The sequence below is a fragment of the Shewanella electrica genome (genome assembly GCF_022321485.1).
GTDB classification, from domain to species: Bacteria; Pseudomonadota; Gammaproteobacteria; order Enterobacterales; family Shewanellaceae; genus Shewanella; species Shewanella electrica.
Genome location: NZ_JAKOGG010000001.1, coordinates 159,702 through 175,057, shown reverse-complemented (window position 1 = coordinate 175,057; position 15,356 = coordinate 159,702). Strand labels below are relative to the sequence as shown.

Below are 15,356 nucleotides of genomic sequence, written 5' to 3'. Positions count from 1 at the left end.
AGTTCCTACCTCTTACGCGTAAACGTTATGAGCACTCGCTTCCAGCGCGGTGCGGCGACGTTTTTCAGCGGTTAATCGTTCCAATTCAGCACGGTCGACACAGTGCAACGCTTCGGTTGGGCACACCTCAACACAGGCTGGCCCTTCGGCGCGGGTATGGCACAAATCGCACTTGTTGGCTTGCGCTTTAGTGACTTGCACATTGACGGCGGCGCCAGTGTCACGCACGGTTTGGTACGTCACCACTTCCATCGCCCCATAAGGGCAAGCCACCACACAGGTTTTGCAACCGATGCAATTTTCTTGCAACACATGCACAAAGCCATTTTCAAGGCGAATCGCGTGGTTAGGACAAACATTGGCACAAGGAGCGTCTTCACACTGACGGCAGGTTGCCGCGGTGGAGATATAAGCTCCTTTGATTACGTGAATACGCGGTGTGAAGTTAACTTCATTCAACGCGCTAACATCCCCATCAGAACGATGCGCCACAGCGCAGGCGACCTCACAAGTGCGGCAGCCGATGCACTTATTGGCATCTGCGAGAATAAATCGATTCATTGATCTTCTCCGTTTAACAAGCAGTTACTGCTTTGGTTCCTGCAGTTTCAAAGCACTTTGCTACACATTACTTCCGGCTTAGTAAGGCATAATCCAAGCCAACATTTTTATTATTAAAATTCATACAGTTATAAAACAGTGTCGACATTAGCATCTTTTAATAGCCACAACTTTGATGTCGATTCGACAAAACTGACGAAAGTGACGTCAGCACTGCTCCGATGTGTCGACCAGCTCGGCGATGTCACGCCAGCGGTTTTGCCGCAGTAACTGTTCCAGTTGGGTCACAGCGTCGATCACCGCCGGCGACATCGGATAACAAAAACCGACGATGTCCGGCTGAATACCGAGCATCACCACCTCATCGACCGCCTCTTTTAAGTCATCAATCAGGTAATTGAGTGGCATGGAGTGGGTGCTCATCAGCATCATTTCGCTGATGCAGTCAGGGTCGACCATGCGCAGCTCACCGGGGTTGAGCCCCATTTCTGTGGCATCAATCACCAGCAAGGTTTGCGGCTTGAGTTCGCGAATGCGCACGGTTTCAGTTTCAGGCGCACTGCCACCGTCTAGCACCAGCCAACCAGCCAGCGGCTCGGCGGCTAACTTTTGTGCCAGTAGCGGCCCTGCGCCGTCATCACCCATCATGCTGTTGCCAACACATAAAATGATGTGGCTAGCGTTGTTTGCGTTAGTCATTGAGCCTCCGCACAATCAGCTGGATCGCGGGTTCGTTTTGGATCATCTCCAGCATGGTCATCAGTTGATCACGCCAGTGCAAAAACTCCTTATCGACATCCGCCGCCATCGCCGCTAAACCTTTGGCTAGCAGCACCACATGGCTACTGTCGATAACGATCTCGCCATATTTGGGAATGCCCTCTAACTTGCGCCGCGCGTCATCGCTGGGGATCAAGGTCAACCATTCAAGATAACGCGCTAACGGGCAGCTCATGGCAGGTTTGAAACAGTCGATCACCCCTAGGTGATGACCGATAGCCAAACCGTAATACACCAGCTGTTGGGTCTCAGGTTTGGCATCCTTGTCGTCAACAAACTTCTGATTCAGGATGAAAAAAGTGACTGTTTCACTCATGCGCGTAGCTCCTCGGTCACTTGTTGTAGATAGCCGAAGATCTCACTCAGGCGTGGATCGGCCTGCTCGCCGAGATACTGTTTAAACGCGTCGAACGGATTCGGCGTCACCAACAGCTCCAGAAACTGATTGGCGATTTGACGGCCGTAGCGATAGCCCGCTAACTCACGCGCCTTACGTTCAACCGCCACCCGCAGTTGCGGCGCCACTTTCGGGTGCAACAGTTGTGCGGGTTCGCTATCAATGGCTGATGGTTCACGGGCGTGGATTTTCTGCTCCAGCAGCCCCAGCGCCATGGCAAAACCATACAAAGTGGCTTGCGGTGTGGGCGGGCAACCGGGAATGTACACATCCACTGGCACGATTTGGTCAGTGCCGCCCCACACGCAATACAGGTCGTGGAAGATACCGCCGCTGTTACCGCAAGCGCCGTAAGACACTACGATTTTGGGATCGGGCGCCGATTCATAGGCGCGCAGTGCTGGCACCCGCATTGAACGAGTGACCGCACCGGTGTACAGCAGAATGTCGGCATGGCGCGGTGATGGCACCACTTTGATACCAAAGCGTTCGGCATCGAACAACGGCGTGATACTGGCAAAAATCTCAATTTCACAGCCGTTACAACCACCGCAGTCCACCCGATAGACATAGGCAGAGCGACCAATATTTTTCAGCAGTGCCGCTTTCATTTTGGCAATGCTTTCATCCACGGTCAGTGGCACCGGCATGCCGTTAGCGTCACGGGTGTTTGGAATAGTCAGACTCATTATGCTTGCTCCCGTAACATACGACTGAGGGCAATGCGCTGCCCTTGGGTAATATTGTGCTGGCGTTTGCAATGCGGGCAGGTATGGAGCTGCGCGTGCAGTTCGGCACTATCGGGATATTGTCCGGTCGCCAGTAACAACTGTTCGGCGTATTGCAGCTCTTTTTCCACCGCAAATGGCTTAGCGCACGCCACGCAATGTGCCAGCGGGAAGGCCGATTTCTGGTACATATCTTCCTTGCGCCATACCGCCAGTTGTACCTCTTGGCTCAGCTCAATCGCGCCAGTTGGGCACACCTCTTCACAGCGGGCGCAGAAGATGCAGCGGCCGAGAAACAGCGACCACTCCTGCATACCAGTATCGAGATTGGTTTGCACCGTCAGCGCATTGGCCGGGCAAGCATTCATGCACGCGGCACAGGCGATACACTGCGCTGGATTGTGCTCTGGCTTACCGCGAAAGTTTTTATCAAAATCTGGCGCAGTCAGTGGGTCGGTGCCAGTTGCTACGCCAACGCTCAGTGCTTTTTTTAAGAATTTCAGCATGTTTTGACTCCTTGGCGCCCTACTTCAGCGGTGAATTAGTGCGCTCGATGCCATAACGTTCCACCTCTTTATAAGGCACGGTTTTACTGGTGCGCTTATTCACATCGACAAACGTGACGCGGTCGGTGCAGGAGTAACAAGGGTCGAGACTACCGATGATCAACGGCGCATCGGATACTGTGTTGCCACGCAGCATGTAGCGCAGTGTGGTCCAGTTGGCATAGGTGGCAGCACGGCAGCGCCAGCGGAACAGTTTCTGGTTATCGCCAGTCATGCTCCAGTGCACGTCATCGCCGCGTGGCGCTTCGGTGAAGCCAAGGGCAAATTTGTGTGGTTTGTAAGTAAAACCATCCACTTGCAGTGGGCCGCCGGGCAGATTATCTAGGCCGTAGTCGATCATATTGAGGCTGGTATACACCTCATTGATACGCACTTTCACCCGTGACAACACATCGCAACCCTGCTCGCTGTGCACTTCCATCGGCAATAAACCGTAACCGACAAATGAGTGGTCAAAGCGCGCATCACGGGCATGACCACTGGCGCGAACCATCGGTCCAACGTTACTGAAATCGCGGGCGATTTGTGGGTCAAGCCGCCCAACACCGACGGTACGTTGCTCCATATTCGGCGTACTCAGCAGCACGTCAACGAGGTCATTCACTTCGCGGCGCATCTCTTGTGCCAGTTTGCGCGTGGTGATCATGTCGTCTTTGAGCAGATCGCGGCGCACGCCGCCAATCAAGTTCAGCCCATAGGTTTTACGGGAACCGGTGAGCACTTCGGCCATCTTCATCGACACTTCGCGCACGCGGAAAAACTGCATAAAGCCAGAGTCAAAACCGGTGAAGTGACAAGACAAACCGAGATTTAACAGGTGGCTGTGCAGCCGTTCCACTTCCAGCAAAATCGAGCGGATCATCTGCGCCCGCGCCGGTACTTTGATGCCAAGTGAGTTTTCCACCGAGGTGGAATACGCTGTGCTGTGGGCGAAACCACAGATGCCGCAAACACGATCCGACAGGAAAGTGACTTCGTTATAACCCATGCGCGATTCGGCCAGCTTTTCCATGCCACGATGCACGTAAAACAAGCGGTAATCCGCATCGACAATCCGTTCACCATCGACAAACAAACGGAAGTGACCCGGTTCGTCAGAAGTGACGTGCAGCGGGCCAATCGGCACGATGCGGTTTTTGTCACTGCCCAGTTCATTGAGGAACGGATAGGTTTCATCATCGGTAGTTGGCGCTGGACGTTGGCGGTAATCCATGCTGTCTTTACGCAGTGGATAGAGGTTTTCCGGCCAATCATCTGGCAGCACTAAACGGCGTTCATCGGCGAGACCGACAGGGCGCAAACCATACATGTCACGCACTTCGCGCTCGCCCCACACCGCCGCAGGCACCCGTGGAGTGACGGCGGGATATTCCAGCGTGTTGGCATCCACCAGCACTTTGACAGTGATCCAGCACTTCTCATGGGCTTCCATCGACAGCACGTAATACACCGCATAATGGCCGTTGAGCGTACGTTCATCGTTACCAAACAGCACGCTGAGCCAGCCACCATGTTGGTAGTACAAGCTCTCAACCACCTCTGGCAACATATTGGTTTTGACGGTGATGGTTAGCTGATCCTCGGTTTGGCGTTCCTCTTCGAGGATGGCTGTTGGAAACTGCGCCCGCAGCTGCGCGATGTACGCGCCGCCGCGATTTTGGGCATTAGCAACAGTGGTTAGATTAGTCACGATACATCTCCTGCGCGGCAGAATGGGAAGAAGTGGCGGCAGCTGTGGTGCTGTCTTCTGTGGCAGCGCCCGGCAGCTCGAGCGCATGTAGCTCGTCAATACCCGCCTGATCGCCATTGAGCACAATGGTGGTGGCTTGTTTCAGCAGTTGTTGTACGGGTTGTGGAATGTGGGTGCCCATCAGCACCATCAGTACCATCAACACCGCCAGCGGTGCAGTGGTCAACCAGCCAAGTTCACCTTTGCTGACGTTATCAGGTTGTTTACCGAGTACGGACATCACAATCATCCGCACCAAACCAGCGAGTACGATGGTCAGTAGCACCAATAGCACAATCACCAACCACAGATAACCGCCGCGAATCCCCGCAGTCACGGTCATAAACTCACTGAGGAACAGGTTGAACGGTGGCATACCGCCAAGCGCCAAGGCACCGCCCGCCAGTAACGCACCAGATAATGGCGCGACGCGCAGCAAGCCTTTAACCGCGTTCATATCGCGGGTGCCGTATTTCAGCAGTACGTTACCTGAGCCGCAGAACAGCAAGGTTTTGCCCAAGCTGTGGTTCAAGGTGTGCAGCATGGCAGCAAAGATGCCGAGCGGCCCGCCGATACCCAGCGCCACCGCAATCAAACCCATGTTTTCCACACTGGAATAGGCCAGCAGCCGTTTCATATCGCGCTGCACCAAAATCAAGAATGCAGCCACCGCGACCGACAACAAGCCGAACACCAACAGCAACCGTTGAGGGAATTCAGGGCCAATCGCCGCGCTGATCAAAATGGCGTAGCGAATGATCACTAACAAGGCACAGTTCAGCAGCACTGCCGACAGCAACGCCGAGGTTGGACTAGGCGCTTCTGAGTGGGCATCTGGCAACCACGCATGCATCGGGAACAAGCCGGTTTTGGTACCAAAACCAATCAAAATGAAGATAAACGCCAGATGCATCAGGCTGCTATCGAGCAGATTGGCGTGCTTGAGCACTTCACTCCAAAAGATGGCATCGCCTGGGTTTGGCATCACATTGGCGGCATTGGCGTACACCAGCACCGTACCGTACAGACCAAAGGCCACGCCGACAGTACAGATGATGATGTATTTCCACGCCGCTTCCAGTGACGATTGCTGACCGTATAAGCCGACCAAAAACGCTGAACTCAAGGTGGTGGCTTCAATCGCCGCCCACATCAAAATCAGGTTGTTACTGGTGATCACCAACAACATGGTGAACAAGAACAGGTGGAAGAAACCGTAATAAGTGCCCAAGGATTTAAGGCTCACTTCGCCCTCTTCCAGCTCATGGTTCATATAGCCGATAGAGTAGATACCGGTGATAAAACCAATCACGCCGAGAATGGCGAGAAACAGCGAACTCAAGCTATCCAGATGCAGCCAGTTATGCCCCGCTAGCAGTTCGCCTTGTTGGTACACCGCCCATACGCCATACAGCGACATCAGTAGTAACAGCGTTGAACCAATAGTGTGCACTGCGGTTAACACCGGCCGAGAGGCACCAACCCAGCGACAAGTAAACGCCACTAAGGCTGTCAGCAACGGAATCGCCAGCAGGATGAGAAACAACATAAAAGTATCCATAGTCATCACCCTTTCAACGAAATCAGTTTTTGCACATCAAGGGTGTTCATGGTGCGGTAGATGCGCCGCGCCATCAGCGCCATGATGACCACCGCAAAGATGGCATCAGTAGCGATACCTATCTCCACCAACTCCGGTGCTTTGTAGGCCAGCAATGCCAGTGTGAGATGCGCGCCGTTCTCCATCAGGCAGTAACCAAACACCTGCTTGAGAATGTTGCGTTGGCTAACAATGCACAGCAGCCCAATCAAAAAGTGCCCCAGCGATACCGCCAGCACAGGTTTAAGATCAGCCAACATCGGCAACGCGACGGGCGCGGTGGCAAAGTAGCTCACCAGCACAATGGCGGCAGCAATCATCATCAGCAGCGCGGTGCTGATAACGCCACCGTCGGCATTAGGGTCGGCCATTTTGCGAAAGGCGCGATACATAATCAGCGGCACTAACACCACCTTGGTAATAAACGAACTGATTGACCACATATACAGCTCGTGAGCATCAAACAGCGATGCAAGGCTCAGGAAAATGCCCACCAGCACCAGTGACTGCAGCGCGTACAGCCCCGCCGACACCGTAGGTTTTCTGGCAGCGATCACCATCATCGAAGTGACGATCATCAGCCCGGCCAGATTGTTGACAAGAAGTGTTCCAGTCATGGTGATTCCTCAATTTAGCCAGTTGGCTGCAATAACGCTGGACACCAGCGACATCACAATCAGCACCAACAACACCAGTTTCATCGACAGCGGTACCGGCTGGGCACTCGCCAATTCAGGCGAAGGCTCACCGGGTACGGTGCGACCAAACCACATCAATAACCACGCAAAGCTGGCTACCGATTCAATCAACGCCACAATCAACAGCGGCATCAGCCACCAGTGCTCGCCAGTCAGGCTGAAACCTGCGGCAAACAAAGGGAATTTACTGAAGAAGCCGTTAAACGGTGGCACGCCCGCAATCGCCATTGCCGCCACGCAGAAACCGATGCCGAGCAGCGGTGTGCACTTCAGCATGCCGCGCAGTTTCGGCAGCATGCGAGTCCCGCAGGCATAGCTCAGCGCGCCAGCCACCAAGAAGAACAAGCTCTTGGCATAGGCGTGGTTGAAGATGTAGGCAACGCCCGCATCAAAGGCCATCTTCGAATTGAAGGTGGACATGGATAATGCGAGGAAGATGTAAGACAGTTGCGCGATGGTGGAGTACGCCAACAGACGTTTCATATCTTTTTGTGGCAGATACATCAGGAAGCCGTACACCATAGTGATGGTTGCCATCACCACCCCGACCACACCAATTTCGTGTGGCACCGAGTCAGACGACATAATGGCGCGGGCAAAAATGTACACGCCCACCTTCACCATGGACGCCGCGTGTAAGTAGGCACTCACTGGTGTTGGCGCTTCCATCGCATCTGGCAGCCACATATGCAGTGGCAGCTGCGCAGATTTACCCCAAGCTGCAAACAGAATGCCGCCGAATACCACCAGCTTGTCGGCATCGGTTAACTGCGCGATAGCGGTCAGCTCAAAGGTGCCGGTTCTAGCAAATAACCACGCTGCGGCGAGATATAAACCGACTGACGCAATGTGGGTCACAATCAAGGCTTTTAACGCAGAGCGCAGCGACTTCGGACTTTGGTAATAACCAATCAAGCCCCAAGAACAGCCACCGGTGATTTCGAAAAACAGCAGTTGTCCAAGGATGGTAGATGACAGCGTCAAGCCTGCCATCGCGCCGATGAAGATCAGCAACAACGCGTAGTAACGGTTGCTCCCATCGTGCGGATGTTCACGGTTCAGCGCGGTCAAATAGCCGCAAGAGTACAAGCTGATTAAAAAGCCGAGCGATACCACCGCAAAGCCAATCAGCGTACTGACGCGGTCAATCACAAAGCCGAAGATTTGCGTATGACCAAAGCTGTAAAGTGGCATGGTGACATCGGTTTTACCACTGCCTAAATAGCTCAGTGCTAACCAGCCCATGCCAAGGGTGGCCAACAACGCAAATGCCGTACAAAGCACTTTGGCATAACGTTGCGGCGATAAGGCGATCAGCAGCGCCCCAATAAAGGGCAACAACATGGTCGCAAGGGCAATAGTTTCCATAAAATGCTGGTCTCCTTACAACCCAGTGAGATAGAACACGAACGCCAGCACCGCGATGCCGAAGCCCAGCCAAGTGACGCGGCCAGTCAGTAAGAACCGGCCACGCGCTAAGGTGTTTTCAATCACCGAGGCAATCACAAATATCAGCAGCAACTTCAGCAAAAACGCCACAGTGCCTACCACTATGCTGACCAAACCGATATCCGCCGCTTTGCCAAACGGCACGAAGATCGCCAAGAACAAGCCAGCCACCACCACTTGCTTGAGGCTGAGGCCCCATTTCACCAGTGCTAGCCCTGAGCCGGAATACTCGGCCAATGGCCCTTCTTGCAGCTCTTGCTCCGCTTCGGCGACATCGAACGGGATTTTGCCCATCTCGATAAATACCGCGAACGCACACGCAATCAGCGCCATCGCCGTAGCGGTGGGTGCATTCCAGTGTTCCGCCGCAAAACTGCTGCTGATGTTGCCGATATTGGTCGAGCCAACAATCAGCGCGACCACCAGCAAACTCAGCATCAGAATTGGTTCCACCAAAATGCCGAGGGTCAACTCGCGGCTAGCACCGATACCTGCAAAGGTGCTGCCTGAGTCGAGCCCAGCCAGTGAAAAGAAGAAACGGAAAATGGCGAACATGTACACCACAGTGATCAGATCAGCGCCCGCCGCAATCGGCGCCGCTTGGCTGACTAACGGCAGCGTTGCCCCGACCGCCAACATAGTGCCAATCAGCACAAACGGCATAACGCGATAGATATTACCGCTGCAACTGGGCGCCACTTCTTGGCGGGTCAGTAATTTGAAAATATCGCGGTACTCTTGCAGCACACCCGGCCCTTGACGCGAATGCATCTTGGCGCGAATAACACGAGAGACACCGGAGAACAGCGGTGATACCGCCATCAGCAGTACCGCTTGCAGCAATCCGGCCAGCAGCGTTACCACAAAGGAACTTTGAGTCATCATCATCTCCTCCCTACGCCATAGTGACCAGTAACAGCACCACCAGTGCGGCGACCACGTATAAGCAATACACGCGGAAATCACCGTATTGAATGAGCTGCACTACGCGACTCAAGCGCTGCACGCCGCCCACCACGGGCATCACAATGCGGTCATCCCATACGGGTTCCACTCTGGCCGCCGCATCGGTGGTCACATCTAATGAGCGATGAAACGCCGGTGCCGGGTCGAGGGTTTTGCGCATGCGATACAGCGGCGCGAACAGCACTTTCAGCGGCTGCGCAAAGCTGCCCGCGGTCAGAGACATACGTTGTTCGTAACCGTAACCACACGCCCAAGGGGTGCCGCGTTGAATGAAGTTGAGGCGGTTGTTTTTGCCGGTGAAGCTAAACAGCAGCAGTGGCAGTAATGGCAGCGCCAACAGCATGATGAACAGCAGTGGCGTATTGAGGCTGGTTTGGGTCACATCACCGGGGAACACGGTGGCCGCCGTCGCCATACTTGTGGCAGTTTGGCCGCTGAGTTCGGCAGCAATCTGGGTAATCAGCGGTGCCACTTGCGCAGCGCCAACACCGAGCACGATACACAGCAACGCTAGCAGCCACATGGCGATGGTCATGGATGCGGGGACTTCGGTAGCACGTTCAACTTGTTCGCTACGCGGCGCACCACAGAAGCAGATACCGTAAACTTTGACGAAACACATCGCCGCCAACGCACCGGTAATCGCCAGCATCACAATGGCAATCGGGCCCGCCAGTTGCAGGCCGATATCACCGCCCTCTTTGCTCATGGTGAACAGTGATTGATAGGTAAACCATTCACTGACAAAACCGTTCAGTGGTGGCAAAGCAGAAATCGCCATACAACCAATCAAGAACGCCATAGCGGTGCGAGGCATCAACTTGCCAAGGCCGCCCATGATCTCCATGTTTTTGGTATGGGTGCGATAGATCACCGCGCCAGCACCAAGGAACAGCAGTCCTTTAAACAGCGCATGGTTAATCAGGTGATACAAGCCACCAAGCAGACCAAGCAACGCCAGCAGCGGATGATGGGTCGCCATGCCGATCATGCCGGCCCCCACGCCCATCAAAATGATGCCGATGTTTTCCACGGTGTGATACGCCAGCAAACGTTTGATGTCGTGCTCAGCCAGCGCATACAGCACGCCCAGCACTGATGACACTGCACCAAAGGCCAACACCACCATGCCCCACCACGCTTCAGTAGCACCGAGCAAGTCGATACCCACTTTGATGATGCCGAACACCCCGATTTTGACCATCACGCCAGACATCATGGCTGAGGCATGTGATGGTGCTGCGGGGTGCGCCCGAGGCAACCAGCCGTGCAGTGGTAACATCCCCGCTTTGGCGCCAAAACCAAAGAACGCCAACAGGAACACCGCCGAGGCTTCGCCTACTGGCATATCTGCAGCGCGGAACGCCGCAAAATCGAGGCTGCCCGCGTGGCGATACATCAAGAAGAACGCCAGCATAATCAGCACCGAACCCGCATGGGCAATCAGGAAGTACAGCAAACCGGCACTGACCGCTTCATCGTCTTGTTCGGAGATAACCAAGAAGTAAGAGCTGAGCGACATCGCTTCAAACAGCACGATAAAGTAAAAGGCGTTATCCACCGCTACCAGCGCCACCATTGAGGCGATAAACAGGTTCATAAAGAAGCCCATCGCCCACGCGCCTTTGCCGCGATACTCTTCCAAGTAAGCAAAGGAGTAGATAGCGCACACCACGGTGAGGATGGAAATCACCAGCACCATAAAGGCTGCCAGCAGATCGAGCCGCAAGGTCAAATGCGCAAAGGCCGCAAACGGCCCAGCGTATTCGGCAGTAACGGTTGCGCCACTAAGCAGCACAGGTAAAGCGCACAGCACACCCGCCACGCCGCCCAGCAGCGAGAAAACGCCACTTAATTTGATTGCTAAGCCTTCATTGCGATTGAGTAGCAATGACAGCAGCGCGCCTATCACAAACAGCAGCAAGGCTGTGCCTAACCAACAGATAGCTGTCATTATTTGTTTCCTCCCGCCGCAGTTTTAGGCGCCGAATCCACTGGCCACTCCACCAAATTGGTCACCGCGGTAAGCTGACGCTTGCGATTGCTCGCCAGCGCGAGGGCTTCATCGCACACCACCATAATGGCTTTGGTTGGACAGGTTTCGACGCAGGCTGGACCTTCAGCACGGAAACTGCAGAGATCGCATTTCACTGCCACCGAACGCACGCCCGGCCGCCAATCCAGTAACGGACTCACGCTAGGTGCGGGTCTTGGTGGTAACGCGGCTAGCGGTGTAGCCACATCATCAGCAACGTCGATAGGTTTGGAGCCACTTAAGGTGATTGCCCCAAACGGACAGGCAATTGCACACAGCTTGCAGCCGATGCAGCGGCTCTCGTTGAGTACGATGGCTTCGCCCTCGTGGCGAATTGCGTTGACCGGACACACAGTGGCGCAAGGCGCATCCTCACATTGGTGACACATGTGTGGCGCCGATTCATCGACGCTGCGCATGATCACTAATCTGGGCGCGGCCTGTAACCCTTCATGCTTGTGTGCCTCTGAACACGCCGCCATGCAGGTATTGCAGCCGAAACACAAGTTGGGATCGGCAATGACAAAACGGTTCATATACTCTCTCTAAGCACTTCATCCCGAGGTGTTAGTCACTTCGTCACTTTTGACGACAACGCCATCAGTGACGAAGCTGTCGACAGCCGTGAGTAGCTGAAAATCCATCGGAATAACTTCCCAAAACACCGACAAAGAACACTGCTCTATTGCGGGTTTGCGCTGCGTGAGCGCTCGCGAGAAAGCGGGTTTGTCGGACATGCGGCTTAGTCATACGGATTAAGCCAATGTCCATAGAGAGCATTTTCTACGCCAAGTTAAAAAATTGAATAAATAAACAGTTAAATCAATTGATTATGATGTTAATGCATGTTTTAGGTACGCTCGACAGCCATCGTCATCAATCGCGTCGGCGATAGCACCCGCATTACTGCAGCATTTGCTGATAAAGCCACAGATTAATTAGCGAACAATTTTCAACCAAAGTTGGCAACGGGTCGCATTTTGGCGCTTGCGCTTATGCTTAAATAATGTCTCGCCGTAATGGTTCGACCAGTGAACAATAAACAACCACCACGGCATTTAGGCAAGGTGTGTGAAAGTCCTCTAAGCACTCAATTAGTGTGCAATGCAATTAACTGTTGGTCTTTTGGAGTATGCCAGCGTTGATTAGCCCAACCAGAAAGGACTAGCCATGTTGCTTTGAGTGAGTAGGCCGACAAAGAGGGGACGACGTCGACTATGACGCAACGACTTGAGTATCTGCACGAGCAAAAAAACTGTTTACGGCTGACCCACCAACTGTTGGATCAGTCGAATGTTGCCCAGTTGCTGCAATCAATGAACGCCTACCTGCGTGAATCTCCCGTTAGCTATCAGTGCACTATGCTGGTAGATGATCCGGTCGATGGCCCGCTACTGTATCGCCAGCACCAAGATGAGGTGCAGTGTATTAGCGATGAGATGCTACTCAACGGCCCACTGCGGCTGATAGAAGCCACCCGCGCGCCGCTGCATCTATGTGCTGATGAATACCAACAGCGCTATCCAGCGCTCTACAGTCTGACCAAAGCGCCTGCCTTTTGTGACGCGCTGATCTTACCGATTTTGAATCACCGCCGTTTGCTTGGATATTGCGAACTGCGCCGCGCTGACGGTCACCGCTTTGATAGTGAAGATGTGGCCTGCGCTGAACTGCTGAGCGAATCGCTCGGCGTGGCGTTAGAACACTTACAAGCGCGTTTATCGTTAGGATTAGAGCAACATCAGCTATGCGAAGAACGGGACGATTTTCATGTGCTGGTCAATGTCACCAACGCGGTGATTACCGAGCGTTCAGTCGAATCCTTGGTAGAAAAAATCGCCCACGAGATCCACGTCTATTTTGGTATTTGTGCCGTCAGTGTGTGTTTGCCCGATACCGATCCGTCACTGCTAAATCTGTATAACGCCTTTTTTACTGAACCGGCGCAGCCACAACGTTCTCATCTGCGCATTACTGCCGCTAACAGTATTTGTCAGCGAGTGCTAGAACATGGCGAGATTGAGTTATGTGAGCTGACAGCAGACGATCCGTTTGCGCGCAACGAAACCCAACTGTTTCAATATTGGCCCGCCGAACGTCACACACTGTGTTTAGTGCCGATTAAATTTGCCGGACAAGTGCTGGGCGTGCTCAAACTGGCGCGAGCCGATGCCCACTGTTTTCAAGGTTCGCGGCTGCAACTGCTGGCACAGATTGCCGAACGCACCGCCATCGCAGTAGATAACGCCCGCGCCTATCAAGAGATCAACCGCCTTAAAGACAATCTAATGCGTGAGAACCACTATCTCAGCGAACAAGTGGAAAGCCTGAGCCACCAGCAATTTGATGAGATCATCGGCAGCAGCCATTCAATTCAAGCGGTGCTCAAGCAGGTAGAGCTTGTTGCCAGCACTGACTGCTCGGTACTGCTGTTGGGTGAAACTGGCACCGGCAAAGAGGTGTTTGCTCGCGCCATTCATCGGCTCAGCCCGCGCGCGCATAAACGCATGGTCAAAATGAACTGTGCCGCCATGCCAGCGGGATTGCTCGAAAGTGATCTGTTCGGCCATGAAAAAGGTGCTTTTACCGGTGCCAGCAAAGATCGCCAAGGCCGCTTTGAAATGGCGCATCACAGCAGTTTGTTTCTCGATGAAGTGGGCGATATGCCGCTGGAGCTACAACCTAAGTTGCTGCGGGTGCTACAAGAACAAGAGTTTGAACGCGTTGGCGGCAATCGCTTAATCAATGTCGATGTGCGCTTAATTGCTGCGACTAACCGTAATCTACAAAAAATGGTGGTCGATAAAGAGTTCCGCAGCGATCTGTTTTATCGCCTTAACGTGTTTCCTATTCGGCTGCCCTCGCTCAATGAACGCCGCGACGATATTCCGCTGCTGACCAAGTTTTTTGTCAGCCGCGCCTGCCAACATATGGGGCGCAATATCGACAGCATTCCCACCCGCGTGCTGCGCCGCTTGCAAGAGTTGGAGTGGCCGGGGAATATTCGTGAATTGCAAAACGTGATTGAACGGGCGGTGCTGCTCAGTAGCGGCCACACGCTGCAACTGCCACCAGAGATTGAAACCGCCGACGACAGCGAAGCCAGCTTTTTCCACGTCACCGCATCGCCACTTGCAGCGCCCAAACGTAATAGTGATGAAGATGATGAATACCAGCGCATTGTTAGCGTGTTGCAGGAAACTAACGGCATTGTTGCTGGCCCACGAGGTGCGGCGCATAAGCTAGGGCTGAAGCGCACTACTTTGCTGTCACGCATGAAACGGCTTGGCATCGATAAAGACGCCGTGTTGGAGTAAGGCGGTTATACGCCAACCACTTCGCTGCGGCGTTCCATCAACACCACATCACGCCATTCGCCGTTGAGCTGGCCGAGCTTGTTATGCACGCCGAGCAGTTGAAAGCCGTTGCGACGGTGCAGTGCCATGCTGGCTTGGTTTTCGGGGAAGATGCCCGCTTGCAGCGTCCAAAAGCCTTGTTGCTCTGACTCCGCCACTAAACGTTGCAACAACTGGAGGCCGACACCTTTGCCGCGGGCGTTTTTGGCAATATAGATGCTCACATCAGCAACGCCGCGATAAACCGGCCGCGAACTCACGGCCGACAGTGCCGCCCAGCCAACCACTTGTCCATCCAACAACGCCAACAAACGGCACTGCGGTAACATGCAGCTATCCCATTCATCCCAACTGAGCACCGCCGTTTGAAAGGTGGCAAAACCGAAATCAATGCCCTGCTGATAAATCGCCTGCACCGCGGCATAGTCCTGCGGCAACAAAGCTCTCACCTGCAACATAAATGTGGTTCTCCCTCAGTGCGTATGCTTAAC

At 53.9% G+C, this 15,356-nt stretch carries 15 protein-coding genes; 1 reads left to right on the top strand and 14 read right to left on the bottom strand.

All coding sequences use genetic code 11. From position 1 onward, the window contains the following. Positions 1–12: 12 nt before the first annotated feature. The 13 genes from hydN to L9G74_RS00630 form a co-directional block, all read right to left on the bottom strand. Complete coding sequence (hydN, locus tag L9G74_RS00690; protein ID WP_238894297.1) at positions 13–561, bottom strand: electron transport protein HydN; 549 nt, start codon at positions 559–561, stop codon at positions 13–15. A 207-nt stretch (positions 562–768) separates the two neighbouring features. Further along, complete coding sequence (gene hycI / locus L9G74_RS00685) at positions 769–1,260, bottom strand: hydrogenase maturation peptidase HycI (protein WP_238894295.1); 492 nt, start codon at positions 1,258–1,260, stop codon at positions 769–771. Beyond that, positions 1,253–1,657, bottom strand: coding sequence for a formate hydrogenlyase maturation HycH family protein (locus L9G74_RS00680; protein WP_238894293.1), 405 nt, complete (start codon positions 1,655–1,657; stop codon positions 1,253–1,255). The genes hycI and L9G74_RS00680 overlap by 8 nt, the downstream gene beginning before the upstream one ends. Beyond that, positions 1,654–2,427: an NADH-quinone oxidoreductase subunit B family protein gene (locus L9G74_RS00675; RefSeq protein ID WP_238894292.1), complete on the bottom strand. Its 774-nt coding sequence runs from the start codon at positions 2,425–2,427 to the stop codon at positions 1,654–1,656. The genes L9G74_RS00680 and L9G74_RS00675 overlap by 4 nt, the downstream gene beginning before the upstream one ends. Continuing rightward, positions 2,427–2,972: a formate hydrogenlyase complex iron-sulfur subunit gene (locus L9G74_RS00670; RefSeq protein WP_238894291.1), complete on the bottom strand. Its 546-nt coding sequence runs from the start codon at positions 2,970–2,972 to the stop codon at positions 2,427–2,429. Before L9G74_RS00670 ends, L9G74_RS00675 begins: the two co-directional genes overlap by 1 nt. A 19-nt stretch (positions 2,973–2,991) precedes the next feature. Continuing rightward, the gene (locus L9G74_RS00665; protein ID WP_238894290.1) at positions 2,992–4,722 is read right to left on the bottom strand and encodes a hydrogenase large subunit; all 1,731 of its coding nucleotides are present in this window, start codon (positions 4,720–4,722) and stop codon (positions 2,992–2,994) included. After that, positions 4,715–6,310, bottom strand: coding sequence for a hydrogenase 4 subunit F (locus L9G74_RS00660; RefSeq protein WP_238894288.1), 1,596 nt, complete (start codon positions 6,308–6,310; stop codon positions 4,715–4,717). The genes L9G74_RS00665 and L9G74_RS00660 overlap by 8 nt, the downstream gene beginning before the upstream one ends. A gap of 17 nt (positions 6,311–6,327) precedes the next feature. Further along, complete coding sequence (hyfE, locus tag L9G74_RS00655; protein ID WP_238894286.1) at positions 6,328–6,978, bottom strand: hydrogenase 4 membrane subunit; 651 nt, start codon at positions 6,976–6,978, stop codon at positions 6,328–6,330. A 9-nt stretch (positions 6,979–6,987) separates the two neighbouring features. Next, a complete protein-coding gene (locus L9G74_RS00650; protein WP_238894285.1) occupies positions 6,988–8,427 on the bottom strand; it encodes a hydrogenase 4 subunit D in 1,440 nt (479 codons plus the stop codon). 15 nt (positions 8,428–8,442) lie between these two features. Continuing rightward, positions 8,443–9,390, bottom strand: coding sequence for a respiratory chain complex I subunit 1 family protein (locus tag L9G74_RS00645; RefSeq protein WP_238894283.1), 948 nt, complete (start codon positions 9,388–9,390; stop codon positions 8,443–8,445). Between the two features lie 13 nt (positions 9,391–9,403). Next, positions 9,404–11,428: a hydrogenase 4 subunit B gene (hyfB, locus tag L9G74_RS00640; RefSeq protein ID WP_238894281.1), complete on the bottom strand. Its 2,025-nt coding sequence runs from the start codon at positions 11,426–11,428 to the stop codon at positions 9,404–9,406. Beyond that, the gene (locus L9G74_RS00635; RefSeq protein ID WP_238894279.1) at positions 11,428–12,045 is read right to left on the bottom strand and encodes a 4Fe-4S dicluster domain-containing protein; all 618 of its coding nucleotides are present in this window, start codon (positions 12,043–12,045) and stop codon (positions 11,428–11,430) included. Before L9G74_RS00635 ends, hyfB begins: the two co-directional genes overlap by 1 nt. An 18-nt stretch (positions 12,046–12,063) precedes the next feature. Further along, entirely contained in the window at positions 12,064–12,246 is a 183-nt protein-coding gene (locus L9G74_RS00630; RefSeq protein ID WP_238894277.1) for a hypothetical protein, read from the bottom strand. 480 nt (positions 12,247–12,726) lie between these two features. Between L9G74_RS00630 and L9G74_RS00625 the strand changes: the two genes are divergently transcribed. Beyond that, on the top strand, positions 12,727–14,826 hold the full coding sequence (locus tag L9G74_RS00625; RefSeq protein ID WP_238894275.1) for a sigma 54-interacting transcriptional regulator: 2,100 nt from the start codon (positions 12,727–12,729) through the stop codon (positions 14,824–14,826). Positions 14,827–14,831: 5 nt separating this feature from the next. Here the strand turns inward: L9G74_RS00625 and L9G74_RS00620 are convergent, their stop codons facing one another. Next, positions 14,832–15,323 (bottom strand): GNAT family N-acetyltransferase, encoded by a 492-nt coding sequence (locus tag L9G74_RS00620; protein WP_238894274.1) that lies wholly within the window; start codon positions 15,321–15,323, stop codon positions 14,832–14,834. Positions 15,324–15,356 lie beyond the last annotated feature (33 nt).

Coding starts and splice junctions, on each gene's coding strand:
- hydN (WP_238894297.1), bottom strand. CDS start 561: ATGAATCGATTTATTCTCGCAGATGCCAATAAGTGCATCGGCTGCCGC.
- hyfE (WP_238894286.1), bottom strand. CDS start 6,978: ATGACTGGAACACTTCTTGTCAACAATCTGGCCGGGCTGATGATCGTC.
- L9G74_RS00625 (WP_238894275.1), top strand. CDS start 12,727: ATGACGCAACGACTTGAGTATCTGCACGAGCAAAAAAACTGTTTACGG.
- L9G74_RS00620 (WP_238894274.1), bottom strand. CDS start 15,323: ATGTTGCAGGTGAGAGCTTTGTTGCCGCAGGACTATGCCGCGGTGCAG.
- L9G74_RS00660 (WP_238894288.1), bottom strand. CDS start 6,310: ATGTTGTTTCTCATCCTGCTGGCGATTCCGTTGCTGACAGCCTTAGTG.
- L9G74_RS00635 (WP_238894279.1), bottom strand. CDS start 12,045: ATGAACCGTTTTGTCATTGCCGATCCCAACTTGTGTTTCGGCTGCAAT.
- L9G74_RS00630 (WP_238894277.1), bottom strand. CDS start 12,246: ATGTCCGACAAACCCGCTTTCTCGCGAGCGCTCACGCAGCGCAAACCC.
- L9G74_RS00650 (WP_238894285.1), bottom strand. CDS start 8,427: ATGGAAACTATTGCCCTTGCGACCATGTTGTTGCCCTTTATTGGGGCG.
- L9G74_RS00645 (WP_238894283.1), bottom strand. CDS start 9,390: ATGACTCAAAGTTCCTTTGTGGTAACGCTGCTGGCCGGATTGCTGCAA.
- hycI (WP_238894295.1), bottom strand. CDS start 1,260: ATGACTAACGCAAACAACGCTAGCCACATCATTTTATGTGTTGGCAAC.
- hyfB (WP_238894281.1), bottom strand. CDS start 11,428: ATGACAGCTATCTGTTGGTTAGGCACAGCCTTGCTGCTGTTTGTGATA.
- L9G74_RS00680 (WP_238894293.1), bottom strand. CDS start 1,657: ATGAGTGAAACAGTCACTTTTTTCATCCTGAATCAGAAGTTTGTTGAC.
- L9G74_RS00675 (WP_238894292.1), bottom strand. CDS start 2,427: ATGAGTCTGACTATTCCAAACACCCGTGACGCTAACGGCATGCCGGTG.
- L9G74_RS00670 (WP_238894291.1), bottom strand. CDS start 2,972: ATGCTGAAATTCTTAAAAAAAGCACTGAGCGTTGGCGTAGCAACTGGC.